Origin of the sequence: Ruegeria profundi (assembly GCF_049800715.1) — a bacterium.
Lineage (GTDB): Bacteria > Pseudomonadota > Alphaproteobacteria > Rhodobacterales > Rhodobacteraceae > Ruegeria > Ruegeria profundi_A.
The window spans coordinates 400,180-422,919 of record NZ_JBNAFO010000002.1; the positions used below are offsets into that span (position 1 = coordinate 400,180).

At 54.5% G+C, this 22,740-nt stretch carries 20 protein-coding genes and 2 pseudogenes; 14 read left to right on the forward strand and 8 right to left on the reverse strand.

The window, feature by feature from the left end; all coding sequences use genetic code 11:
• Window positions 1–11: 11 nt before the first annotated feature.
• The gene (hpaE, locus tag ACP15L_RS05850; RefSeq protein WP_425083471.1) at window positions 12–1,520 is read right to left on the reverse strand and encodes a 5-carboxymethyl-2-hydroxymuconate semialdehyde dehydrogenase; all 1,509 of its coding nucleotides are present in this window, start codon (window positions 1,518–1,520) and stop codon (window positions 12–14) included.
• A gap of 3 nt (window positions 1,521–1,523) precedes the next feature.
• Window positions 1,524–1,922, reverse strand: a complete 399-nt coding sequence (locus ACP15L_RS05855; protein WP_425083472.1) for a 5-carboxymethyl-2-hydroxymuconate Delta-isomerase — start codon at window positions 1,920–1,922, stop codon at window positions 1,524–1,526.
• Between the two features lie 105 nt (window positions 1,923–2,027).
• Between ACP15L_RS05855 and hpaR the strand changes: the two genes are divergently transcribed.
• Window positions 2,028–2,468, forward strand: a complete 441-nt coding sequence (gene hpaR / locus ACP15L_RS05860) for a homoprotocatechuate degradation operon regulator HpaR (protein ID WP_170556492.1) — start codon at window positions 2,028–2,030, stop codon at window positions 2,466–2,468.
• Window positions 2,469–2,505: 37 nt separating this feature from the next.
• On the opposite strand, the gene ACP15L_RS05865 is transcribed toward hpaR, so the two are convergent.
• Window positions 2,506–3,858, reverse strand: coding sequence for an aminotransferase class III-fold pyridoxal phosphate-dependent enzyme (locus tag ACP15L_RS05865; RefSeq protein ID WP_425083473.1), 1,353 nt, complete (start codon window positions 3,856–3,858; stop codon window positions 2,506–2,508).
• Window positions 3,855–4,670: an IclR family transcriptional regulator gene (locus ACP15L_RS05870; RefSeq protein ID WP_425083474.1), complete on the reverse strand. Its 816-nt coding sequence runs from the start codon at window positions 4,668–4,670 to the stop codon at window positions 3,855–3,857. The genes ACP15L_RS05865 and ACP15L_RS05870 overlap by 4 nt, the downstream gene beginning before the upstream one ends.
• Window positions 4,671–4,778: 108 nt before the next feature.
• On the opposite strand from ACP15L_RS05870, the gene ACP15L_RS05875 reads away from it, so the two are divergent.
• The 7 genes from ACP15L_RS05875 (at window position 4,779) to ACP15L_RS05905 (ending at window position 12,840) form a co-directional block, all read left to right on the forward strand.
• The gene (locus ACP15L_RS05875; protein ID WP_425083475.1) at window positions 4,779–5,708 is read left to right on the forward strand and encodes a tripartite tricarboxylate transporter substrate binding protein; all 930 of its coding nucleotides are present in this window, start codon (window positions 4,779–4,781) and stop codon (window positions 5,706–5,708) included.
• A gap of 63 nt (window positions 5,709–5,771) precedes the next feature.
• Window positions 5,772–6,308 carry a tripartite tricarboxylate transporter TctB family protein gene (locus ACP15L_RS05880; protein ID WP_425083476.1) on the forward strand — a complete coding sequence of 179 codons (537 nt, stop codon included), beginning with the start codon at window positions 5,772–5,774 and terminating at the stop codon, window positions 6,306–6,308.
• Window positions 6,309–6,317: 9 nt separating this feature from the next.
• Window positions 6,318–7,850: a tripartite tricarboxylate transporter permease gene (locus tag ACP15L_RS05885; protein WP_425083477.1), complete on the forward strand. Its 1,533-nt coding sequence runs from the start codon at window positions 6,318–6,320 to the stop codon at window positions 7,848–7,850.
• Between the two features lie 7 nt (window positions 7,851–7,857).
• Window positions 7,858–9,342 carry an aldehyde dehydrogenase gene (locus tag ACP15L_RS05890; RefSeq protein WP_425083478.1) on the forward strand — a complete coding sequence of 495 codons (1,485 nt, stop codon included), beginning with the start codon at window positions 7,858–7,860 and terminating at the stop codon, window positions 9,340–9,342.
• A gap of 15 nt (window positions 9,343–9,357) precedes the next feature.
• A complete protein-coding gene (locus tag ACP15L_RS05895; protein ID WP_425083479.1) occupies window positions 9,358–10,653 on the forward strand; it encodes an aspartate aminotransferase family protein in 1,296 nt (431 codons plus the stop codon).
• Window positions 10,650–11,582 carry a phosphotransferase enzyme family protein gene (locus ACP15L_RS05900; protein ID WP_425083480.1) on the forward strand — a complete coding sequence of 311 codons (933 nt, stop codon included), beginning with the start codon at window positions 10,650–10,652 and terminating at the stop codon, window positions 11,580–11,582. The genes ACP15L_RS05895 and ACP15L_RS05900 overlap by 4 nt, the downstream gene beginning before the upstream one ends.
• A gap of 22 nt (window positions 11,583–11,604) precedes the next feature.
• A complete protein-coding gene (locus tag ACP15L_RS05905; protein WP_425083481.1) occupies window positions 11,605–12,840 on the forward strand; it encodes a Tm-1-like ATP-binding domain-containing protein in 1,236 nt (411 codons plus the stop codon).
• Window positions 12,841–12,972: 132 nt separating this feature from the next.
• On the opposite strand, the pseudogene ACP15L_RS05910 reads toward ACP15L_RS05905, so the two are convergent.
• Window positions 12,973–13,679: pseudogene (locus tag ACP15L_RS05910) on the reverse strand (IS6 family transposase).
• A gap of 254 nt (window positions 13,680–13,933) precedes the next feature.
• Between ACP15L_RS05910 and ACP15L_RS05915 the strand changes: the two are divergent.
• From ACP15L_RS05915 to ACP15L_RS05925, 3 genes are read left to right on the forward strand one after another with little or no spacing between them, the layout of a single operon-like run.
• The gene (locus ACP15L_RS05915; RefSeq protein ID WP_425083482.1) at window positions 13,934–15,511 is read left to right on the forward strand and encodes an ATP-binding protein; all 1,578 of its coding nucleotides are present in this window, start codon (window positions 13,934–13,936) and stop codon (window positions 15,509–15,511) included.
• Window positions 15,512–15,513: 2 nt separating this feature from the next.
• Window positions 15,514–15,885, forward strand: a complete 372-nt coding sequence (locus tag ACP15L_RS05920) for a response regulator (protein WP_170639091.1) — start codon at window positions 15,514–15,516, stop codon at window positions 15,883–15,885.
• An 8-nt stretch (window positions 15,886–15,893) separates the two neighbouring features.
• Complete coding sequence (locus tag ACP15L_RS05925; RefSeq protein ID WP_425083483.1) at window positions 15,894–16,982, forward strand: response regulator; 1,089 nt, start codon at window positions 15,894–15,896, stop codon at window positions 16,980–16,982.
• Window positions 16,983–17,559: 577 nt separating this feature from the next.
• Here ACP15L_RS05925 and ACP15L_RS05930 read toward each other — a convergent pair.
• From ACP15L_RS05930 to ACP15L_RS05940, 3 genes and pseudogenes are all read right to left on the reverse strand, one after another.
• Window positions 17,560–18,465: an NAD(P)-dependent oxidoreductase gene (locus tag ACP15L_RS05930; protein WP_425083484.1), complete on the reverse strand. Its 906-nt coding sequence runs from the start codon at window positions 18,463–18,465 to the stop codon at window positions 17,560–17,562.
• A 186-nt stretch (window positions 18,466–18,651) separates the two neighbouring features.
• A pseudogene (locus tag ACP15L_RS05935) lies at window positions 18,652–19,359 on the reverse strand (IS6 family transposase).
• Between the two features lie 536 nt (window positions 19,360–19,895).
• Window positions 19,896–20,783 (reverse strand): LysR family transcriptional regulator, encoded by an 888-nt coding sequence (locus tag ACP15L_RS05940; protein WP_170718372.1) that lies wholly within the window; start codon window positions 20,781–20,783, stop codon window positions 19,896–19,898.
• A gap of 144 nt (window positions 20,784–20,927) precedes the next feature.
• On the opposite strand from ACP15L_RS05940, the gene ACP15L_RS05945 reads away from it, so the two are divergent.
• From ACP15L_RS05945 to ACP15L_RS05955, 3 genes are all read left to right on the forward strand, one after another.
• Window positions 20,928–21,776, forward strand: a complete 849-nt coding sequence (locus tag ACP15L_RS05945; protein WP_170377263.1) for a TauD/TfdA family dioxygenase — start codon at window positions 20,928–20,930, stop codon at window positions 21,774–21,776.
• A 135-nt stretch (window positions 21,777–21,911) separates the two neighbouring features.
• Complete coding sequence (locus ACP15L_RS05950; RefSeq protein WP_425083513.1) at window positions 21,912–22,250, forward strand: alcohol dehydrogenase catalytic domain-containing protein; 339 nt, start codon at window positions 21,912–21,914, stop codon at window positions 22,248–22,250.
• A gap of 108 nt (window positions 22,251–22,358) precedes the next feature.
• Window positions 22,359–22,715 (forward strand): zinc-binding dehydrogenase, encoded by a 357-nt coding sequence (locus ACP15L_RS05955; protein WP_425083485.1) that lies wholly within the window; start codon window positions 22,359–22,361, stop codon window positions 22,713–22,715.
• The last annotated feature ends 25 nt before the right edge of the window (window positions 22,716–22,740 follow it).

The window sequence follows — 22,740 nt, forward strand, 5'->3', positions numbered from 1 at the left end:
GTGCCGCTAGTTTACTTCCCCAATTGCATGATCTTGTGTTGACTGGTTGCAAAGCCAATATGCTTTTGCTCCATATAAAACTCGAACGACCAGTCGCCGCCGTCGCGCCCGATGCCGGACGCTTTGACGCCACCAAAGGGCGTCGGCAGGTGACGTACGTTTTCCGAGTTCACCCAGATCATTCCGGCCTCAAGCTTGTCGGTAAAGCGCAGCGCCCGCGTCAGGTCGTTGGTCCAGACATAGCCGGTCAGACCATAAGGCGTGTCATTGGCCATCTGCAGTGCCTCTTCTTCAGTCGAGAACGGGATCGAGGTCAGGACGGGGCCAAAGATCTCCTCACGGGCGATGCGCATCTGGTTGGTGGCATTGGTGAACAGGGTCGGACGGATGAAGTACCCTTCATCGCCCAGCTTCACACCACCGGCTGCTACGGTCGCGCCGTCCTCTTTGGCGATGTCGAAATAGCTGGTGACCTTGTTGTAGTGCTCCTCTGTGACCAGCGGGCCGATTTCGGTCGCCGGGTCCAGCGGATGGCCGACCTTGATGTTGTTGACGCGTTCGATCAGCTTGGCTTCGAACTCTTCCTTGATGCTGACCTGCACCAGCAGTCGCGAGGATGACGTACAACGCTCGCCATTGATCGAGTAGATCATGAAGATCACGGCATCCAAAGCGCGGTCCAGATCGGCGTCGTCGAACACGATGACCGGGTTCTTGCCGCCCAGCTCCAGATGCATCCGCTTCAGCGTGTCCGCACCTTGTTTGGTGATGATGCTACCTGTGCGGCTTTCACCGACAAAGGCGATGGCCTTAATAAGAGGGTGCTCGGTCAACGCCTTACCCGCGTCGGGGCCAAAGCCGTTCACAGTGTTCAGCACACCTTTGGGCAGACCGGCCCCTTCGGCGATTTCGACCAGCAAACGGGCTGACAGAGGCGAATCCTCGGCGGGTTTGTGAACCACCGTGCAGCCTGCAGCCAGAGCGGGCGCGATCTTCCAGGTCGACAGCATGAACGGCGTGTTCCAAGGGGTGATCACGCCAACCGGACCAATCGGCACGCGGGTGGTGACATTCATCAGGGTCGGTGATTTCAGATGCTGACCGTCCCGCGCTTGCACTACCTGATCTGCAAAATAACGAAAATTCTCGGCTCCGCGCAGAGCCGCCTTGGACATAAAACGCAGGGTCTGACCAGTGTCCCAGCATTCGCACAGCGCGATTTCCTCGGCACGTGCTTCGATGGCATCCGCCACGTTCAGCAGAATGCGGCGGCGTTCGCTGGCAGGCATATCGCGCCAGTCGGCAAAGGCGGCATGGGCTGCTTTGGCCGCGGCGTCGATGTCATCTGCTGTACCGTGTGCAACATCGCAGATCACAGACTTGTCGACTGGCGAGGTAGACTGAAATACGCCAGCGGAACCAGCAACATCCTCGCCAGCGATACGATTTTTGATACCCGTCTGTTTGAACCGCGCTAGAAAGCCCGCCAGTTTCTCGATGTTTGTGTCCAGTACGCTCATGGGTCAGGTCTCCTGCGTGGTGGCGCCAAGGTGATCGCGGATCGTACCAGTCTTGGGCGAAAGCTTCGGGTCGATGTCGCGCATCTCAAGCGAAAGTGCGATCGAATGATGTTTGAAGACAGGTGCCAAATACGCTTTGACCGCCTCGAAAATGCGCTGCGTGGCATCCTGCTTTACGTCATCGGACCGACCGGCGCGCAGGCGGATCGAGATATCGATAAAGCCATGCGCCGGATCACCGTCTGCAATTGCAAAGTGATTGACCCGCACAGCGCGGACACGAATTCCCGGCATCGGAAAGGTGTCAATCTCAGCAGCCGTTGCTCGGATGCACTCACACAAGCCATCCATGTCGACCTTGTCCTCTAGGTTCCCGGAATACTCGACGTGAAAATGTGGCATGCGCCCTCCTTTATTGGTTAACATGTTTACTTTTTCACGATCCCGCTGTCAAGAACTTGCCTTGTTAATCTTTGCAATTTCGGAATTGGCGATTTAGAAGGCCGCATGACAACGCAAAGCCATACAAAAAGTACCGCCCGATCCCTTCCGATTGCGCTATTGCGCGCACGGGAAACCGTCATGGCACCGATCCGGGACATGCTTCATGACATTCAGCTCACCGAACAGAAGTGGCGCATCCTGAGGGTTTTGGACGAGCTGGGCGAGGTTGAGCAAAGCGCAATTGCCCACGAGGCCTGCCTGCTTCTGCCCAGTCTCACCCGCATTCTGCGCACTATGGAGACCGATGGCCAGATCACCCGTCGCCAGGACAAACAAGACAAGCGCCGCACCATGGTTCGGATCACCGATGCTGGCCGCGCGGTTCTGGAAGACAACCTTGCCACGTCGCTGGCGATCTCAAACAATATCGAGTCGCAGATGGGCCGCGAGAAGCTGAACCAACTGCTGGACCTGCTTGAAGAGTTGCAGGCGGTTAAAGTCTGACCCCGCCCTAGGGCGGGCGAGGTCACGTAAGTGTTGATTAAAGAGACGTCAGACCGGTATCCAGCGCAGACAGGATCTTGGCCACGTCCTCTGATGTGATGATCAGCGGCGGAGACAGGATGATATTGTTGCCGGACACACGCACCATCACACCGTCTTCATAAGCAGCTTTCTGAACCTGCAGCGGCAAGTGTTTCGCGATGGGTGCCTTGGTCGAGCGATCCGAGACCAGTTCCAGCGCACACATCAGCCCCTCGCCGCCGCGCACATCTCCGATCACGTCGTATTTCTCAGCCAGCTTCTGCAACCCAGCAAACAGCTCATCCCCGCGCGCAGCGGCATTTTCCCAGACGCGCAGGCGTTTGATCTCGGACAGCGCAGCCAGCGCTGCTGCGGCCCCAACCGGGTGACCGGAGTAGGTATAGCCCTGATCTACCGATGCTTTGCCGGTGGTGTCATTTTCAAACACCTCGGCAACAGCACCCGAAATCATCGCCGCCCCAAACGGGAAGTAACCATTGGTAATGGCTTTGGCCGTCGTCATGATGTCGGGCCGCACCCCCCAATGCCGTGCGCCGCTTTCACTCCCGGTACGCCCAAAAGCGGTGATGATCTCGTCCGAGATTAGCAGAATGCCGTGTTTCGAGCAGACCTCGCGCACCATCGGCATGAAACTCTTGTGCGGCGGGATTACACCCCCTGCCCCAAGGACCGGTTCCATGATGAAAGCTGCAACCGTGTTCGCGCCCTGGAAGGCAATCTCGGCCTCAAGCGCTTTGATGCAAAGCTGCGCCAGACGCTCAGGGTCGGTCTCGTCGAAAGGGTTGCGATAGGTCCACGGCGCGGGCACATGGAAACAGCCCGGCATCATCGGCTCATAGGCCGCACGGAACTTCTGATTGCCGTTGACCGAAGCGGCGGCGAAATGGGTGCCGTGATAGCCCTGTTTCAAGCTGATGAATTTTGTGCGCCCGGCCTCGCCGCGCACCTTGTGGTACTGCCGCGCCATTTTCAGCGCGATCTCAACCGAATCCGAGCCGCCCGAAGTAAAGAAAGCGCGGGTCAGGCCGTCGGGCTCAAAAAACTGCGCCAGTTCATAAGACAGCTCGATTGCCTTGTCGTTGCTGGTGCCACGGAAGGTCGAATAGTAGGGCAGCGCATTCAGCTGATCGGCGATGGCCTGCTTTACCGGCTCGCAGGAATAGCCCAGATTGACGTTCCAAAGCCCGCCGACCGCATCCAGCGCCCTGTGACCATCGACATCGATAATACTGACACCCTCACCGCCGTTCAGAATCGTGGGCGGATTCTTCTGACTGTCGGCGGGATGCGCCATCGGGTGCCAGAAGTAACGCGCGTTGTTTTCTTTGAGAAAGTTCGAGTCTTTCATTTCTCTGGTCTCCGGGTTTTGCGTCCACCCGCCCACGGATGGAATTCGGTTGGAAAAGTGTCGGGAAGTTGACCGCCAAAACTTGCGGTCAGGTCAGTTGAGAGGGCGTGCAGGGCGGTCAGGATTTCCGGCAGCCGGTCGTCTCCGGCGCGGCCTTCAGGAACGGCAATCGCAATGGTTCCCAGCGCCACTTGATCAATGCCGAAGATGGGTGCCGCATAGCCATAGACGCCGTCTTCGTAGCTTCCACTGCTATTCGCCCAACCGGCCTGACCGATTGCCGCGACCCGCTCTTTGATCTTGGTCGGGTCGGTCAGCGTGGCGTCCGTGTATCGTACTTGTTCATTCTGATCGAGACGGTCCAGCAAGAAGGATGGCCCAAAGCTGAGCATACAAAGACCTGATGCTGTCGCATTGATCGGAAGAATCTCGCTGGGGTCGAGGCTGACGCGCACGCTGTGGCGGTTCGTTTCGACCACCAGCGCGGTTTGAAGCCGCTCCTTTTCAAGGAGGGAAAGATGTAGGCTTTCACCAACGTCCTGCATCGCGACCTGCATTCTCTGACGGGCACTCTCGATGCCGGGACGGGCGATCTGGCGCAACGCGGCCAGGCGCAAAGCAGCAGGTCCGACCGCATAGGATTTGGTCATGGGATTCTGCTCGATCAACCCGTATTCCTCAAGCGCCCGAAGGTGTCGCAGCGCCGTGGCTTTGTTCAATCCAGACAGACGCGCAAACTGACTCAACCCAATTTCTGGCCGAGCGTTTGAAAAGTAGTTGAGCATTTTCAGGGCGTTCAGGGCAGTACCCATGCGATTCACATCCTCCTGTTAAGGTAATACTTGACAGAACAAGCTTAACAAAGCAACATTATTATTGTTAACGCGGATCAAATAATGAACCACTGACGGGAGGTGTCAATGAAGAAAGTTCTAACAGCCGCCGCTTTTGTTGCTTCTGCAACTGCCGCACTGGCCGAGTATCCAGAGAAACCGGTTTCCTTTGTCGTTCCATGGCCTCCGGGTGACTTGGAAGACGTTCTCACACGGATGATCGCCGACGAATTTCAGGCCATGTATGGTGTACCTGCCGCCGTCGTGAACAAGCCCGGTGGCGGCGGTGGTCCGTTCCCCGGAGCGGTGGAAGTTGCGACCGCTCCGGCAGATGGCTACACCGTTGGTTCGTTCGTGATAGGTGTGCCGGTCATCGGCCCGGACATTGGCATTCCCGAGCTAAACCCCAACCCGTTCGAACCGATTGGCATTTTTCTGACCTATCCCTTCGTCATTGCCTCCAGCAAGGATGCCCCCTTCTCGACATGGGAAGAACTGGTGGAACATGGGAAAGAAAACGATGTCGCGCTTGGCCACTTCGGCTCGGTTCTGCCGCCCACACAAGTCACCTTCGCGGCCGCAGTCAGCAGTGGATTTGACTTCGCCAGTGAAGCCGCCTTCGACGCGCTGGACTGCAACACACTGGCTTCGGGTGACGTGGACGTAATCAATACGACGCTTCAACTTGTTCTCCCCTGTCTGGACCAAGTGAATGTCCTGGCCAGCATCGGTGGCGAACGGATCTCTTTGGTCCCGGATACGCCCACGGTAACCGAGCTGCACCCCGAACTGCCATTGGCCCTGTGGAATGGTCTATTCGTCCACAAGGACACTCCGGCCGAAGCACGCGAAAAGATTACTGTCGCCGCGCAGAAAGCGCTGGAATCTGACAAGGCCAAGCAACTTGCCGAAGAAACCGGAGCACTGATCTACTGGCAGGATCCGGATGCCTCGAATGCACAGATCGAACAGGACAAAGCCTCGTTCTCAAAAATCGAAGAGATTCTAGGCGAATAACGCGAAACTGGCCCGGCGTATTGCAATACTGTCGGGCCTTTTTCTTTCCAGCAGGAGGCCAAAATGATCGCAAAGACATTGCAAGACATGTTCAAACGATACCGCCGGCCCGGCGATGTTGTTTTTGCTTTGGCCTTCCTGGTATTTTCAGTTTTTCTGCTGAGCCAACTGGGAACACAGACCGAGGTTGTCAAACGCACCAAGTGGTTTGCGCAACCAAGCTTCTGGCCAATGGTCTCGCTCTGGGCAATGGCCGCCTTTGCTTTTCTGCACTGGCTCAGCTCCGCCTTATCAGACCGCATTCCGGGTCGCTGGCCCGAAGTCGCGTTCTGGCTGCGGTCCCTTGAATACGTCGCCTATTTTCTGATCTACGTCGCCGTTGTCCCGCTTCTTGGATACCTGCCTTCGACCGTTCTGTTCGCGGTATTCCTTGCAATCCGTACCGGGTTTCGAAGCGCTGGGGCAATTGGCCTTTCGGCAGCTTTCGGCGTTGCGGTGACCATTGTTTTCCGAGCCTTCCTGCAAGTGAAAATCCCGGCCGGTGCCGCCTATGAATATCTGCCCGATTCCGTGCGCGCCTTTGCGCTGACTTATCTCTGAGGTTCGCAAATGGAAACGCTTCTGTCTGGTCTTTCGATCCTGACACAATGGCAGGTGATCGTTGCCCTTCTGATTGGCTCGATCGGTGGGGTCATCATTGGCGCGCTGCCCGGTGTTGGCGCTGCGGTTGCCATCGCCATCCTTCTGCCTGCCACCTTCGCTTTTGAACCTATTGTCGGCCTGACACTGTTATTGGGGATCTATGGCTCGTCCATGTACGGAGGCGCCATCCCCGCCATTCTGATCAACACGCCTGGTACGGCGGTGAACGCGTTGACCACCTATGACGGCTATCCTATGACCAAACGCGGTCAGGGGCATCGCGCGCTGTCGCTGGCCTATTCCGCTTCGTTCTTCGGTGGCGTCTTTGCCATCATCTGCCTGATGATCCTGTCGCCGGTTCTGGCGTTGATCGCTCCGCATTTCGGCAGCCGAGAGATATTTCTGGCCGCCCTTTTGGGGATCATTCTGGTGATCCTCGCCCACCGCGGCCAGATTTTTGCCGCCGGAATGTTGGCCGCTTTCGGGATTTTCCTGAACACGGTCGGGCTTGAGCCAGTGAAATACACCCGCCGCTTTACCTTTGAACAAAGCTGGCTGGCGTCTGGCGTAGATCTGATTGTGGTCGTTCTGGGCCTGTTTGCCATCAGTCAGGCCCTGCTCTTGCTGCTTGAAAAGAACCACGCACCCGACGAAACGCATGTCAGCGGCAACATCTTCGCCGGCCTCAAGGAACTGCTGGGCATCAAGCGCGTCGCAACCGTGTCCTCGAGCATTGGGGTCTTCATGGGTATGGTGCCGGGCACGGGTGAGTTCACCTCGCAATTCCTGTCCTACACCTATGCACAGAAAACCTCGAAAGACCCCGACAAATTTGGCGATGGCGCGCCAGAAGGGTTGGTGGCGTCTGAAGCCGCCAACAATGCAGTGCCCGGCGCGGCCATGATCCCACTTTTGGCGCTGGGTATCCCGGGCGAAGCGCTGACCGCAATGATGCTGTCGGTGTTCTACGTGCACAATGTCATCCCCGGCCCACAGCTGTTTGAGAACCAGATGGATTTTGTGATGGCGCTCTATATGGCGCTGATACTGCTGAACGTCATCGTTCTGGTTTTCCTGCTCTTCTCGACCAACCTGCTGCTGAAGATCATCCAGATCCCCACACGGTTTCTGGGCATTATGATCCTGATCCTAGCCTTCGTCGGCGTCTACAGTTTGCGCAACTCAATCACCGACTGCGCCATTGCCGCCGGGTTTGGTGTGTTCGGCCTGATCCTCAAACGGCTGGATCTGCCGATTGTGCCGATCATTCTGGGCATGGTTCTGGGCGGGATCATGGAGGTCAAGCTGCGCAGTGCCATGGCGCGGGTCAAATCACCGCTCGATTTCGTCGACCGCCCGATTGCGGCGATCCTGACGGCGCTGATCGTACTGATCCTGCTGCTGCATTTCCGCACGCTATACTACGAGTTCCGCAACAAGCTGAAACCCGAGCCGACCGCGCAACCGGTCGACTCCGATCACCCCAATCAGCAAGGGTAACTCTGCCATGAACCAGTCCGATATTGACGCCCTTCGCTCTCAGGTTCTATCCACCCGATCTCACTTCATCGGCGGGCGCTGGGTCGCCGCTTCGGAAGGTGGACATCGGGAGGTGCTATCGCCTGTCGATGGCGCAGTACTGACCCAGATTGCCGAAGGCACTCCGGCAGATATGGAGGCCGCGATTAGCGCTGCGCGGGCTGCGTTCGAGGATGGCCGCTGGTCGCGCCGCTCCCCTGCCCAGCGCAAGAAGGTCCTGCTGAAGCTGGCCGACCTGATCGAAAAACACGCTCTTGAGTTGGCTGTTCTGGGGGTGCGCGACAATGGCACCGAAATCACAATGGCCATGAAGGCCGAGCCGATGTCGGCAGCTGGCACATTCCGCTACTACGCCGAGGCGATTGACAAGGTCTACGGGCAGATCGCGCCAACGGCAGAAAACGTACTGGGCATGATCCATCACGCACCAGTTGGCGTCGTCGGAGCGATTGTGCCGTGGAACATGCCGCTGATGATCGGCAGCTGGAAACTGGCCCCTGCGCTGGCTACCGGCAACTCGGTCGTGTTGAAACCGGCTGAAAGCGCATCCTTGTCGCTGCTGAAACTGGCCGAACTGGCCGCCGAGGCCGGAGTGCCCGACGGCGTGCTGAACGTCGTCACCGGGTCAGGCCGGGTTGTGGGCGAAACGCTGGCGCTGTCGATGGATGTGGACATCATGGTGTTCACAGGCTCGGGGGCTACAGGCCGACGACTGTTGGAGTATTCGGCGCGTTCGAACATGAAACGCTGTTATCTGGAACTGGGCGGCAAATCTCCCAACATTGTCTTCAACGACGCCCCGGACCTGAGCGAGGCCGCCAAAGTGTCCGCAGGTGGTATCTTCCGCAACGCAGGCCAGATCTGCATTGCAGGATCACGCTTGTTGGTCCAAGAGGACATCCACGACGATTTTGTCGCCGAACTGGTCAAACATGCCGAAGCGATGCGGGTCGGCAATCCGCTCGATCTGGACACACAAATCGGCGCAGTTCATTCGCTACCCGAGCTGGAATCCAATCTGGACTTCGTTAACAAAGCCGAGGCTGAAGGCGCCGAGCGTCGCACTGGTGGCAAGCGCATCCTTGAGGAAACCGGTGGCTACTATATGGCCCCGACCGTAATGACCGGGGTCAAATCCACGGACAATCTGTTCCAGAACGAGGTTTTCGGCCCGGTTCTGGCCGTGACCCCCTTTAAGGACGAAGACGACGCGATCAGGCTGGCCAATGACTCGGTCTATGGTCTATCCGCGGGCGTGTGGACATCGAACCTAAGCCGCGCGCATCGCATGATCGCTGGCATCCGCGCTGGCGTCGTGCATGTAAACACCTATGGTGGCTCTGACTTGACCGTACCACTGGGTGGTGTGCGCCAGTCGGGCAACGGGCACGACAAATCCCTGCATGCTTTCGAGAAATATCTCGACCTGAAAACCGCCTGGATAAAACTCTGACCAAAGGTCTGCTGAATGACACTTCCTGCGAAATCCGCCGAGCTTGTTGAACGCCGGACCAAGCTGCTGGGCCCGAATGTCTCGACCTTTTATGACGAGCCGCTTCATATCGTGAAGGGCGAAGGGGTCTGGCTTTGGGATGCGGATGGGCGCAAATACTTGGATTGCTACAACAACGTCCCCCATGTCGGCCATTGCAACCCCCGCGTGGTCGAGGCGATCTGTCTGCAGGCGTCAACGCTCAACACCCATACTCGTTATTTGCATGACGGCATTCTCGACTATGTCGAGAAGCTGACGGGCACGATGGATGCCTCGCTAGACACCGCCATTCTGACCTGCACCGGGTCCGAGGCGAACGACATCGCCCTTCGAATGGCCGAAGGCATGACTGGCAATCGCGGTATAATTGCTACGGATGCAACCTATCACGGCAACACTTCTCTGGTCAGTCAGTTGAGCAAATCGAGCGTGCCGACCGTTGGCTTTGGTCTGGATCGGTATTTCCGGTTTGTGGAGGCACCCGACAGCTATCGCAACCCGGACCCGGACGGCAGCAAGTTTGCTGATGCTGTTTCCGAACAGATTGCCGAGCATGAAAAGTCCGGCATCGGCTTCGCCGCCTTGGTCCTCTGCCCCTATTTCCTGAACGAAGGCTTCCCCGACCATCCCGACGGCTGGCTGAAACCCGTGGCCGAAGTGGTGCGCAAGGCCGGTGGCCTGCTGATCTGTGATGAGGTTCAATCGGGCTTTGGCCGCACCGGCACCCACATGTGGGCGCATCAAAAGATGGGCGTGGTACCGGATATCATGACCATGGGCAAACCCATGGCCAACGGTCATCCTGTGGGCGGTGTCGTAACGCGCAACGAAATCCTTGCCACCTTCCGCAAGGGCTATCGGTATTTCAACACTTTCGGTGGCAACCCGGTGTCCTGCGCAGCAGCGATGGCGGTATTGGAAGAGATTGAGGACAAAAGCCTCGTCGCCAGTGCCAAGATCGTGGGCAATCACGCCCGCGCGCGCATGACAGCTTTGCAGCACAAATACGAGTTCATCGGCGATGTGCGCGGCTCGGGCCTGATTTTCGGGGCCGAGATGGTGCTGGATCGTCAGACCAAGGAACCGGCCAGCGAATTCACCGATCGAATCATCAACGCGATGCGGCACCGGGGCATCATCCATTCAAAACTCGGCCGCCATAAGAACACGCTCAAGATCCGGCCACCGATGCCATTCTCGAAAGAGAATGCAGATCTGCTGTTTGACACATTGGACGAAGTTTTGGCCGAAACCCCGCTGACTCTATGACCCCGATTGTCGAGCAAGCCCTGACCCTTTGGGGCATGGACAGTGCTGAATGGTCGCTGGTCGCGGCGCGCGAAAATCATGTTTACCGGCTTCAGATCGGCGCGAAAAGCTATGCCCTGCGCCTGCACCGCAAAGGCTTGCATTCGGACACCGCCTTGAGGTCCGAGCTGCAGTGGATCGCCGAGCTGGGCGCAAAGAGCGTCGGTGTACCCACACCGGTACCGGCCACGGATGGCCGCTATCTGCAACTGCTGGACGGGATCCAGGTCGATATGCTTGACTGGTTGCCCGGCCGCCCGCTGGGATCGACAGAAACCGGGATCGACCATAGTGATCGTACCGGGTTGTTTCGGGCCCTTGGGCATGAGATGGCAAAGCTGCACGAAGTCAGCGATGCCTGGACGCGTCCCGGTGACTTTGAGCGCTGGTCCTGGGATCGTGCTGGACTGCTGGGCGATGCCCCATTGTGGGATCGGTTCTGGGAAAACCCCACGCTTTCTGGTGAGGATCGCGCCCTGTTCACAGCGTTCCGCGAGAAAGCCAACAATCACTTGCTGCAGATCGAAAACCAACTGGACTACGGCCTGATCCACGCCGATCTGGTACGTGAAAACGTGATGGTCCGAGGCGACAAGCTCTGGCTGATTGATTTCGACGATGCCGGGTTCGGGTTCCGTCTGTTTGATATCGCCACGACACTACTGAAAAACCTATGCGAGCCGGACTACGACGCCCTGCAAGCGGCCCTGCTTGAGGGATACCGGTTGGAACGTGCGCTAGACACCGAGCATCTTGATCTGTTCATGGCCCTGCGTGCGGTCACTTATGTCGGCTGGATTTCGTCCCGCATGGGCGAAGATGGATCAGAGGCACGAAACATGCGGTTTAAAGATACCGCCCGAAAGTCGCTAACGCGCTACCTCGGATAAACCGCACTAACGGGAGGAAACCATGACCAAAACAACGATCCTGCTGATTGGAACATACGACACCAAAGACCCCGAGATGCGGTTCATCGAAGAAACCGTAAAGGCGCAGGGAGCAGATGTGCTGACAATGGACGTCTCCGTTCTTGGCGACCCTGAAACACCGACCGACATCTCAAAACATGACGTCGCAGCTGCCGAAGGCAGAACCATCGACGAGGTGATTGCGTTGGGGGATGAGAATAAGGCCTTCCGCGTCATGTCCGCTGGGGCTGCCAAGGTCGTGGCAAAAGCCTATGCCGAAGGCCGGTTTGATGGGATGCTGGCCACTGGTGGAACCATGGGTACCGACCTTGCGCTGGATTGTGCACAGGCCCTGCCCATGGGGGTTCCGAAATACATCGTTTCAACCGTCAGTTTCTCACCGCTAATCCCCCCACATCGGTTGGCCCCGGACATACAGATGATCCTGTGGGCCGGTGGGTTGTACGGTATGAACTCGATCTGCAGGTCTTCGTTGGCACAGGCTGCAGGGGCCGTGGTCGGTGCTGCCAAAGCCGCCATCGCGCCGGATCGTGGCAAACCCCTGATTGGCATGACCAGCCTTGGGTCCTCCTGCCTGCGTTACATGAAAACTCTGAAACCTGCGCTGGAAGAGCGCGGCTTTGAGGTTGCTGTATTCCACTCGACAGGCATGGGTGGCATGGCCTTTGAAAAACTGGCCGCCGAAAAGGCCTTTGTCTGCGTGATGGATTTCTGCATGCAGGAATTTGGCAATCTGCTGGCCGGTTCCGTTGTTTCAAGCGGAGAGGATCGCGTTACCAATGCTGGGCGCGTTGGCACGCCGCAGATGGTTGCACCGGGCGCTCTAGACCTGCTGGATTTCGCGGGCTGGCAAGAGATCCCGGACCAATATGCAGATCGCCCGTTTCACGAACATAACCGCCTGATCAAAAGCTCGGTCTTCAATGGCGACGAACGCCGCGCCTGGATTCGGGAACTGGCAACCCGGCTAGAGGCTGCTACTGGACCCGTTCAGTTGTTCTTACCGGTTCAAGGTGTTGAAGCGTGGGACAAAGAAGGTGAAGAGGCCCATGATCCAACAGCCCTTTCGGACATGGTCGACGAAGCCCGCAAGGTCATGCCTGGTCGGGTGTCGATGACCGAACTAGACGCCCACATCAATGACGCCGCATTTTGCCATGCCGTTCTGGCCAAATTTGACGAGTGGGTCGAAAATGGGGTCGTCAGCCGTGGTTAGCTGGCTTCCTATTGCGTGCCTGAGTTTTCGTGAAGCTAGTCGCACGTAGCTACGAGGGTAGTCAAGTTGCACCACAGCGGGTGCTGTCAGACGAATTCGAACCAGTCTCAGTTTGCTGCGGAAACCACGAACCTATCCGGAACAAAGTTGACGCCACTCGGCGAGAGCGGCGGTGCGTGTCTGCTTGAAGGTGTCCCGGCTGGTCAGCGATCTTTCCTGGTTGAAGTGATTGTAGACGGAGGAATGGACGGAGGCGAATTTCTGTAGACTTCGCATGCGCCTGAAACGCTGCATCGCGCGTTCGCGTCGTCGAAACGGGAGGTGCGAATTCTCGACTCGGTTGTTGAGCCACCTGCCCGTCTGTTGTTTTTCAAGCGCGCCCATTTCTCTGAGCGCAGCCTTGTAGGAAGCGAAGCGATCTGTGACGATCTCTTCGGCGCAACCATGCCGCTTCATCAATTTCTTGAGGAATTTCAGTGCTGCAGCTTTGTTTCGACGCTTCGTGACAACGGCTTCCAGCACCTCACCTTCGTGATCAACAGCCCGCCAAGATAATGCCGCTTGCCGTTCACTTTCACGAATACTTCGTCCACGTGCCACTTCCATTTGGAGAACGCGCGCAGGTGCTGGACACGCTTTCTTCGGATCTCAGCAGCAAACATAGGGCCAAACCTGTTCCACCAATATCGGACAGTTTCGTGGCTCACATCGATGCCTCGCTCGTGAATCAGATCTTCGACATTCCGAAGCGAAGGCGGGAAACGGATTTACTACATCACCGCAAGGTGGATGATCTTGGGACTGGTTTTGAAGTACTTGAAAGAGGCAGGTTTGATCAACCTTAAACGCCACGCAACCGCCCTACCCGCCTAAAGACAAGTTCTTCTGACAAGACCGTATCTGCCAACAGCGGGATTTCAAAATGGTAGAAGCAAGTGCCGGCAACGAGCCGGAAGGTCCATTCAAAAGACGCAATTCCCCAAAAGCATAACTATTCAAATTCCCTGAGTTTCTTCAATGATTTTGTGATCTGGCATTTCTGATGCATAATTAGTCAAGTGCATATCCGATCAATACTGTCGGGAGCGATTGCATGACTGCCGAAGCTTCTGATTTCGTGAAAGCCGAAGATAGCCCAAAAATAACCTCTACCAATTCGCACAGCGGGTTTCACATCAAGATAAGAACCAAGTTGCTGGTCGCGCTACTTGGTATTGTTGGGTTAATGCTAATACTGGCGTTCACCGGGCTTTCTGAGTTGCGCAAAGCGAACCTCCGAACTGCTGAGTTGCTTCAAGATCAGGTACGGCTATCAAATCTAAAGGTGTTTGAAAGCAGTCTGCAAGAAATCTGGTTGAATGGAACAGCAATTTTTGCCGAGACTGGAGGTAACACCATGCTTGGCGACAGTGCAGGGTTCTTTGAAGCTAAGCTGCATGTTATTCAGTCGCTTGGTCATCTCATTGAGACAAGTGATCAACCGGATCTCAGCCTTTTTTCCAACGATGAAATCGCGGATGTGTCGCGAAAGACTCAAGAAATAAAACGAATAGGACTTGATATCGTTGAGCGATATGAAGCTGGGCAGATTGTAGCTGCCAAATCAATGTTTGAGTTACAGCTGGTCCCAATAATTAAGTCTTTGGATAATCTGATTGAGAAACGATACCTGCTTTTGCGCGATGGTATGCGTTCGAAAGCTTTGATTAACCAAAACGCGTTTGATCAATCGTGGCGAATGGTGCTTGCTTCAGCTGGGATTGCAGTCGTTATTGCGATTTTGCTTGGCTTCCTGCTCAGCAAATCTTTGATCCGTACGATTGAGCAAATCCGGGTAACACTAAGAAAAGTTGCTCAAGGCGACTTTACAGCTCGAGCCAATATCAAGAGCACCGACGAGCTCGGAGATCTCGCCCGCAGCGCCAATCGTATGACAGAGCGTTTGGGCACGTTGTACGATGAGCTTGAGACTGCAAACCTGCACAAGTCGCAATTTCTGGCCAATATGAGCCATGAATTGCGAACTCCAATGAATTCGATCCTCGGATACACCGAAATGATCCGGGATGGAATTTATGGTCCGGTGCCAAAAAAAATCGACGATCCGCTGCATCGGGTTCAAGTGAATGGTAAAATACTACTGTCATTGATCAATGATGTTCTGGATCTTTCAAAGATTGAAGCCGGAGCACTCGAACTGGCACTGGACACATATTCAATGTCTGAGATCCTCACAGACGTTGTTTCCACGATTGAGCCTATAGCCGCGAATAAAGGACTAGAAATCCGCTCCAAAGTAGAAGGCGGACTCCCCACTGGGCATGGCGACGCGGGTCGTATTAGACAGATCTTACTTAACATCGTGGGAAATGCGGTAAAGTTCACTGACAAGGGTTACGTCGAAATAAACTTGGCGCGTCGTGATCAACGGTTTGTAGTAACCGTAACTGATACGGGAGTTGGAATTTCCGCAGAGCAAATTGACGAGGTTTTCCTGGAATTCAAACAGGCTGACGCCTCGTCTACGCGTGCCGCCGGGGGTACTGGCCTCGGTCTGTCTATCTCTCAAAAGATCGCAGAAATGCACGGTGGGCGAATTGAAGTCGCCAGCAGCCTTGGCAACGGTTCGACATTCACTGTTGTACTCCCCGTTCAGGCCACGAGGAGCTGAGCATGTCGAAAAGAATACTTGTCATAGAAGACCAGGCTGACAACAGACGCATACTCCGAGACCTTCTGGGCAGTCACGGCTTCGAAGTGCTGGAGGCCGAAAACGGAGCGCTAGGTGTAGACCGAGCGATTGCTGAAAAGCCCGATCTAATCTTGATGGATATCCAGATGCCAGAATTAGACGGTTACGATGCCACCCGCCAGATAAAACAGCACCCAAAGGGCGCGAACATTCCAATCATCGCGGTAACATCCTTTGCTTTGTCTGGCGACGAAACAAAAGCACGGGAAGCCGGATGCGACGATTACGTTACTAAGCCCTACAGTCCGCGTGCTCTGTTGGCGAAAGTCATTACCTTTGTTGGACAGGTCTGAATGAAAATATGAAAGACCCACCACTCATTTTGATTGTCGATGACCAGCAGGACAATCGCAACCTGCTGACAATGCGACTTAGCGCGCATGGTTATGATACTGCCGAGGCCGTAGATGGCGAAGACGCCATAGAAAAAGCTACTGATTTGTCGCCCGACTTGATCTTGCTAGACGTAATGATGCCTAAGCTGGACGGTTTCGAAGTCTGTCGAAGATTGAGAATGGATCCCATACTCCCCTTTATACCGGTGGTTCTGGTAACAGCTCGTTCGAACACTGAAGATATGGTGCAAGGGCTTGAGGCTGGTGCAAATGACTATCTCACCAAACCAGTTGACACAATTGCACTCATTGCTCGCGTACGTTCCATGCTCCGAACAAAAGCTTTGCATGACGAAGTACAGAGCTGGAACAAGGAACTCGAAAAACGAGTAAATCAACAGATTGGTCAGATTGAGCGGTTCAATCGTTTGCGCCGCTTTCTACCAAGACAAGTGGCAGAAGAAATTATTTCGGTTGGTGATGACAGCGCTATTCTCAAGAACCGAAGAGCGGACATCGTCGTTTTGTTTGCGGATCTAAGGGGATTCTCGGCCTTTACGGAAGCCTCTGATCCTCAAATAGTACTGGAAGCCCTCAACGTATTTCACAATTGCGCAGGACCACTGATTGAACGACACCAGGGTACACTTGAACGTTTCTTGGGCGACGGCATCGTTGTTCTGTTTAATGCCCCGCTGCGGGCACGCGATCCTACAGGCCAGGCTGTCACCTTTGCGAGCGAGCTGCATGATGCGGTCGCAAACGCGCTTGGACCCTTTCAAAAGGAGGGATCGAGCTTGGGTCTCGGGATCGGTATCGCCAAGGGTGAAACCACTATTGGCTGTATCGGATTTGAAGGCCGGTTTGACTATGCGGCCATTGGAGAAGTGCCAAATCTTGCAGCTCGCCTATGTGAACACGCGCGAGCTGCAGAAACACTAGTCGATGCGTCGGTTGTCGAAGCGTTAGGAACATCCAAGAAAACGCGATTTTTACGGGATCAAGAATTCAAAGGACTGACCGGAACGGTTCCTGTGTTTCAGCTTCTGAGTTAAGGTGCTGTTGATCAATTCGAACCAGTCTTAGCGAGGCAGGTAGTGCTGCCCTCTACTCCAATCGACGAGGAACACCCGACGGTGCTTGAGGACAGCTATGCTGTGTCCAAGTTGCGAATGAGGCCACGGCAAAAAGTTTCCAACAAAGAAGCGGGTTCGACATCCGTGGCTTGCGGATCAACAACGTGATTGAGCCGCATGAACGCGAACTGAACTTGCCAGCCTGTATACATGATGCCTCTCTGCGCCGCAGGATTATTTTTGCATGTATTGACGCGCGCTATCTTGGCCAAATGGTTGACTGCTGCCAGAAGGTCGATGGGTTGGGTTATCAGGTTTTCAACGTATCAAACGACAACTACTCTGTGAGTTTGACAACATCAGAGTTGGTCGCGCCGATTTATTAAATAATTGAATTTAATAAGAAAATGACGCTGAATCAAACCTTCCATTCAAAACGCCAAGGCAAAGAAACTTCTCGGTTTTAATCCTCAGCATGATTGCCGGGACTACCTGAAATCCAAGTTCCTGCATCTTAAAGATTTCGCTCTTAACTGCGCGTACAACGCGACCAGAATTACGCCTTGGATACGCCGTTTCTCGCAGCTACGAAATCGACAAGGTGAGGAACATAGTCGTTTGGCCCATCACCTCCAGCGGCGAGCGCCATAGCAAAACTGTTCTTTGCGGCGTTTCCGATTGGATTGGACAGCCCCACTTCATCTGCCATGGCTTCGAGGTAACGCAAATCTTTTAGAGCATTGGAAAGAGTGAATTTGTGGGACTCTCGATTGCCTTCAACCGCGTAGCCCATAAAGGTTTGATAAAACCCGCAATCCATCCTGCTGCCACGAATGACCGAGTCGAATTCCTTGGTGGAAATTCCGACTTTTTCGGACAATGCCAACGCTTCTGAATAGAGCGCCGCGTATCCCAGTGAAAGAAAGTTATTCAGAAGCTTCATTTTGTGCCCTGCAGCACATGGGCCTATGTGAACGATGGTCTTTGCCCAAGCTGCAATAACAGGCTCCAACCGCTCAAAAACAACTGGGTCAGCGCCGACCATGGTCGCCAGCTCTCCGTTCTGTGCCTGCACAGGTGTCCCGCCCAACGGCGCGTCCGCCATATGGTGACCGGCCTGCGCTAACTTATTTGCGAGTGCCGTAGTGGAATTCGGGTCTGACGTGGAACAATCCACAATGACGCTACCGGCCTGCATGGTTGGCATCATGGCCGCGACAATTGCCTCGACCTGAGGTGAACCGGGTGCACAAATATGGATAACTGAGGAAACTGCCGCAAGCTCCGCGAGGCTTTCCGCCTCCGTCGCACCCTGAGCGACCAAGTCATCGACAGGGCCACGATTTCGATGAGCAACCACACTAACTGTGAAGCCTGCTTTTAGCAGATTTGCGGCCATACCCTGACCCATCAAGCCAACACCAACAAATCCTATCGTTTCTTCGCTCATCGAGGTCTCCATTCGACACTTACTGAGAATCAGTTTGGCCTAGTACGGAATGAAAACGCAATGACGCTTAACCTTGCATCGCGAACCAAGACACAGGACGCAGCGAATGACTGTATCTAGCTCCTTTCAACAGATGCTGCGCTTGGGTGCTGTCAGACGAATTCGAACCAGTGTCAGTGTGCTGCGGAAACCGCGAACCTATCCTAAACAAAGCTTACGCCACTCGCTAAGAGCAACAGCGCGTGTCAGCTTGAAGGAGTCTCGGCTGGCTAGCGATCTTGCCTGGTTGAAGTGGTTGTAGACGGAGGAACGGACGGAGGCGAATTTCTGTAAATTTCGCGTGCGTCTGAAACGCTGCATGGCGCGTTCGCGTCGTCGGAAAGGAAGGTGCGAGTTCTCGACGCGGTAGTTGAGCCACCTTCCTGTCTGCTGTTTTTCGAGCGCGCCCATTTCGGTAAGCGCAGCCTTATGGGAAGCGAATCGATCCATCACGATCTTTTCTACAAAGCCATGGTGCTTCATCAATTTCTGGAGAAATTTCAATGCAGCCTGCTTATTTCAACGTTTGGTGACAACAGTTTCCAGCACTTCGCCTTCGTGATCCGCAGCCCGACAAAGATAGTGCCGCTTGCCATTCACCTTCACGAAAACATTGTCCAGGTGCCACTTCCATTCAGAGGACGAGCGCAGCTGCTGCACACGCTTTCGTCTAAACTCAGCAGCAAACTTCGGGCCAAACCTGTTCTACCAACAGCGGACAGTTTCGCGGCTTATGTCGATGCCTCGCTCGTGCAGCAGATTTTCATCATGCCGAAGCGAGAGAGGGAACCGAACATAAAGCATCTCCGCCAGGCGGATGACTTGGGGGCTGGTTTTGAAGTATTTGAAGGAGGCAGGCTTGGTCATCCTTAAACGCTACGCAACCGTCCTGCGCCGCTCAAGCAAAGTTCCTCTGACAAAACCCCCTCAAGCGGCGTCTGAAACCTCGCGAGGCCGAGGTGTGGATAGTCTAGCGCACGCGAGGCCCCACTCAGACAGCGTTTAAAGCCGTGCAGACTAGGCTGGCTCAACGTCACTCACTACCGATGAACCAGCAACGTGGGTACCTTACTCTTGGACCGCAAGTGACCGAAAATCAAAATGTTAGATCACAAAGGCAGTCTGCTTTTCGCAAGGATAACAGCGAACTAGACTGCAAATTAAGAGCGTCAATGCTGTTCTTCCGGCCGTACGTTGCCTCTACATCTCTGAATTTTGCTTTGACTAATGGCAGAGATACTTTGCAGAACAGCACAACGACATAGGATGAGTGCTCTCTATAGGCTCGAAGCTGTTTTTCTCCAAATTGCATGCTAGTGACTAGCCCAAGCCCAATTTTGACTTCCAGTTTTCTTAGTTCAAGTAGTCGAAAACATCTTGTGGATACCAAATGGAGTGCCAACTCACGAATAAACCCGTTGGCTATCTACTGCCTCCAATAGCGCCGCGGTAACTGCGTCGATCATTTTAGTGTGAGGCGATGCGGTCATACTTGCCAAACCAACAATGCGCTTAGGTCCGTTCTGTTCAAGGGGGATCCTTTTAAGACGCAAGTGGTCATATGCAGCTAAGCGGCTGTCCGGTATGATTGAAACGCCAAGTTCAGCGGCCACCATACTTGAGATTGCTTCAAGGCTCTCTAGTTCCATAGCGTCTTTGACTTCAATGCCTTTTCTTTGCAGCCAAGTCTCGATTTGCCTTCCTACAACCGCATCACGCGTAAAACGAATAAACGGTGACGCACCAAGCAGTTCTTTCGGAGGTAAATCTGGGGTGTTTTCCGAGACAAGCAGTACCAATTTTTCGGATACAATTTCAGAGAATTCCAACGTGTTTGGCAGAACATCTGGTCGGGAAATGATCGCCGCTTGAATCTGCCCGCGGTCTAACTGTAGCAAAAGCTGATTAGTCAAACCTGGAACAATCCGTACATGGATATCCGGATGCACGGACTTTAGCCTCGCTAGCGCAATCGGCACCAGTCCAGTCAGGGTCGTTGGAACGGCACCCAAAGTTATTTCACCAAAGAGTTCGTTGTTCGACTTCACCCTTTCCGCCAAACCATCATATGCGGCCACCACCGCAGCGGCCTCACCGACGAACGTCAGCCCGGTATGAGTAAGTTTGGGCGATTTGGCTGATCGGTCAAATAATTCGAGCCCCAACGTGACCTCCAGATTCCGCATCTGGTGACTGACCGCAGACGGAGTTAGATGCTCCGCCTCTGACGCGGCACGGAAGCTACCATGTCGATGAACTGCTATTAGAGTTCGCAGTGACCGAATGCTCATTCCGGTAACCTCGCTACCGCCTAATCCGTGATCGATATGTGAAAGTTTTTCACCAATTAGTCAAATAAATTTCGTTTTTGTTCATTTTTGTTGGAGTGTAACTTGCGCATAGCATGCCCAAAGAAATCAAACCCAGAGGTGCTTATGGTTGCTCCCAAATCCAACGCCTATACTTCCATCGTTGCCAAACCCTTCGCTCCAAACCTTGGCGCCGAGATCTACGGAGTCGATTTGAGCCAGCCTGTGCCTGACGATCAGTTTGCTGAGATCTGCGACGCCTTTCACACCTACCAGGTGCTGTTCTTCAAAGAGCAGAAGGAAATACCGCCTACGCAGCACATCGAATTTGGGAAACGTTTTGGACCGCTTCATGCGCACCCTGCGGCCCCGACAATGGAAGGATATCCAGAGATATTCGAAATCCATGCAACGAAGAATTCCAAAGTAGCCAACGGTGAGTTCTGGCACTCTGACGTCTCTTGCGATGAAACGCCGCCCCTTGGAACTATGCTACAAATCCATATCGCCCCCCCCTGTGGCGGGGACACTATGTTCAGTGATATGTATGCGGCCTACGACGATCTATCTGAACCGATAAAAGATATGATCAACGGGTTATCTGCACTTCATAGTTCAGAGCATATCTATAAAGGCCGCTATAGCGACCGGGGCCAAAAAGACAGCGATATTGATTGTCCCGAAGCAGTTCATCCGATTGTTAGAACTCATCCGGAAACGGGCCGGAAATCGCTGTTTGTGAACCGAACATTTACTACAAAGATTGTGGGCTTGTCGGATAAGGAAAGCGATGCGATCCTCAACATGCTTTTCGAGCATGCGGAACATATCAACTATCAAATCCGGTTCAGGTGGTCGATTAACGACATGGCCTTTTGGGACAACCGGTGCTGTATGCATCGTGCTATCTGGGACTATTGGCCCGAAGAGCGTAAAGGGCGACGTGTGACCGTGAAAGGCGATAGACCTGTTTAGTCTCGACCGAACCGAATTGCTCGATCAAAGAAACTATATCTTTAGGAACGCAAAGTGCGAGCTGCAGTCGTAAGAGAGTTTTACGAAGACCTTTCGATTGAGACGGTCCCGGATCCAACCTGCCCAGACAATGGAGTGGTCCTAGAGGTCGCTGCCTGTGGCGTATGCCGCTCGGACTACCATAGATGGTCTGGTGTACACCCCAAAGTTCAAAATGGCCCTATCTTAGGGCACGAATACTGTGGAACTGTGGTAGAGGCAGGGCCTCAAGCGAAGCACAGTGTTGGAGACCGCCTCATAGCGCCGTTCATCTTGGGGTGCGGCAGCTGCAACGCTTTTCAAACAGGCATATCAAATACTTGTGCTAACCAAATCGTTCCTGGATTTGGGCCGCCCAGTGCCTACGCAGAATACGTTGCAGTGCCTTTTGACCACAACTTGGTTCACTTGCCAGAAACGCTGTCCCCTGCCTAGGCGGCAGGGCTCGGGTGTCTTGTAACCACTGCTTGGCATGCTTTGACAGACCGTGCAGATGTCGCAGCTGGTGAATGGGTAGCTGTCCATGGAACAGGAGGTATTGGTTTGTCCGTTCTTCTATTGGCAAAAATGCTCGGATGCCAAGTTGTTGTGGTGGAGGTCGCAGATGAGAAACTTGAGCATGCAAAGCTTCACGGCGCGGACGCTACAGTAAATGCAAGCAAACAAGACGCTGCGGCAGCGATCCGAGATATCACGGATGGAGGAGCACAGGTTTCCGTAGTAGCACTGGGCATCGAAACAACGACGAACGCATCCTTAGAGTGTCTCGCCACCCTTGGTCGACACGTGCAAATTGGTATGCCGTCGAGAGACGGCCAGATGCAGGTGAACATGCGGGCAATCTATTCCAAACAACTTTCGTTTTTCGGTACTCGTGTTATGACTACTAGGAATGATTGAACGTGGTAAAGTCAACATCCAACCG

Bases quoted from the DNA above. Each gene is read 5' to 3' on its own strand.
- ACP15L_RS05885 (WP_425083477.1), top strand. From the start codon at position 6,318: ATGGAAACGCTTCTGTCTGGTCTTTCGATCCTGACACAATGGCAGGTG.
- ACP15L_RS05865 (WP_425083473.1), bottom strand. From the start codon at position 3,858: ATGAAAGACTCGAACTTTCTCAAAGAAAACAACGCGCGTTACTTCTGG.
- ACP15L_RS05940 (WP_170718372.1), bottom strand. From the start codon at position 20,783: ATGAGCATTCGGTCACTGCGAACTCTAATAGCAGTTCATCGACATGGT.
- ACP15L_RS05895 (WP_425083479.1), top strand. From the start codon at position 9,358: ATGACACTTCCTGCGAAATCCGCCGAGCTTGTTGAACGCCGGACCAAG.
- ACP15L_RS05855 (WP_425083472.1), bottom strand. From the start codon at position 1,922: ATGCCACATTTTCACGTCGAGTATTCCGGGAACCTAGAGGACAAGGTC.
- ACP15L_RS05880 (WP_425083476.1), top strand. From the start codon at position 5,772: ATGATCGCAAAGACATTGCAAGACATGTTCAAACGATACCGCCGGCCC.
- ACP15L_RS05870 (WP_425083474.1), bottom strand. From the start codon at position 4,670: ATGGGTACTGCCCTGAACGCCCTGAAAATGCTCAACTACTTTTCAAAC.
- ACP15L_RS05945 (WP_170377263.1), top strand. From the start codon at position 20,928: ATGGTTGCTCCCAAATCCAACGCCTATACTTCCATCGTTGCCAAACCC.
- hpaR (WP_170556492.1), top strand. From the start codon at position 2,028: ATGACAACGCAAAGCCATACAAAAAGTACCGCCCGATCCCTTCCGATT.
- ACP15L_RS05900 (WP_425083480.1), top strand. From the start codon at position 10,650: ATGACCCCGATTGTCGAGCAAGCCCTGACCCTTTGGGGCATGGACAGT.
- ACP15L_RS05930 (WP_425083484.1), bottom strand. From the start codon at position 18,465: ATGGAGACCTCGATGAGCGAAGAAACGATAGGATTTGTTGGTGTTGGC.
- ACP15L_RS05925 (WP_425083483.1), top strand. From the start codon at position 15,894: ATGAAAGACCCACCACTCATTTTGATTGTCGATGACCAGCAGGACAAT.
- ACP15L_RS05915 (WP_425083482.1), top strand. From the start codon at position 13,934: ATGACTGCCGAAGCTTCTGATTTCGTGAAAGCCGAAGATAGCCCAAAA.
- hpaE (WP_425083471.1), bottom strand. From the start codon at position 1,520: ATGAGCGTACTGGACACAAACATCGAGAAACTGGCGGGCTTTCTAGCG.
- ACP15L_RS05890 (WP_425083478.1), top strand. From the start codon at position 7,858: ATGAACCAGTCCGATATTGACGCCCTTCGCTCTCAGGTTCTATCCACC.
- ACP15L_RS05875 (WP_425083475.1), top strand. From the start codon at position 4,779: ATGAAGAAAGTTCTAACAGCCGCCGCTTTTGTTGCTTCTGCAACTGCC.
- ACP15L_RS05905 (WP_425083481.1), top strand. From the start codon at position 11,605: ATGACCAAAACAACGATCCTGCTGATTGGAACATACGACACCAAAGAC.
- ACP15L_RS05920 (WP_170639091.1), top strand. From the start codon at position 15,514: ATGTCGAAAAGAATACTTGTCATAGAAGACCAGGCTGACAACAGACGC.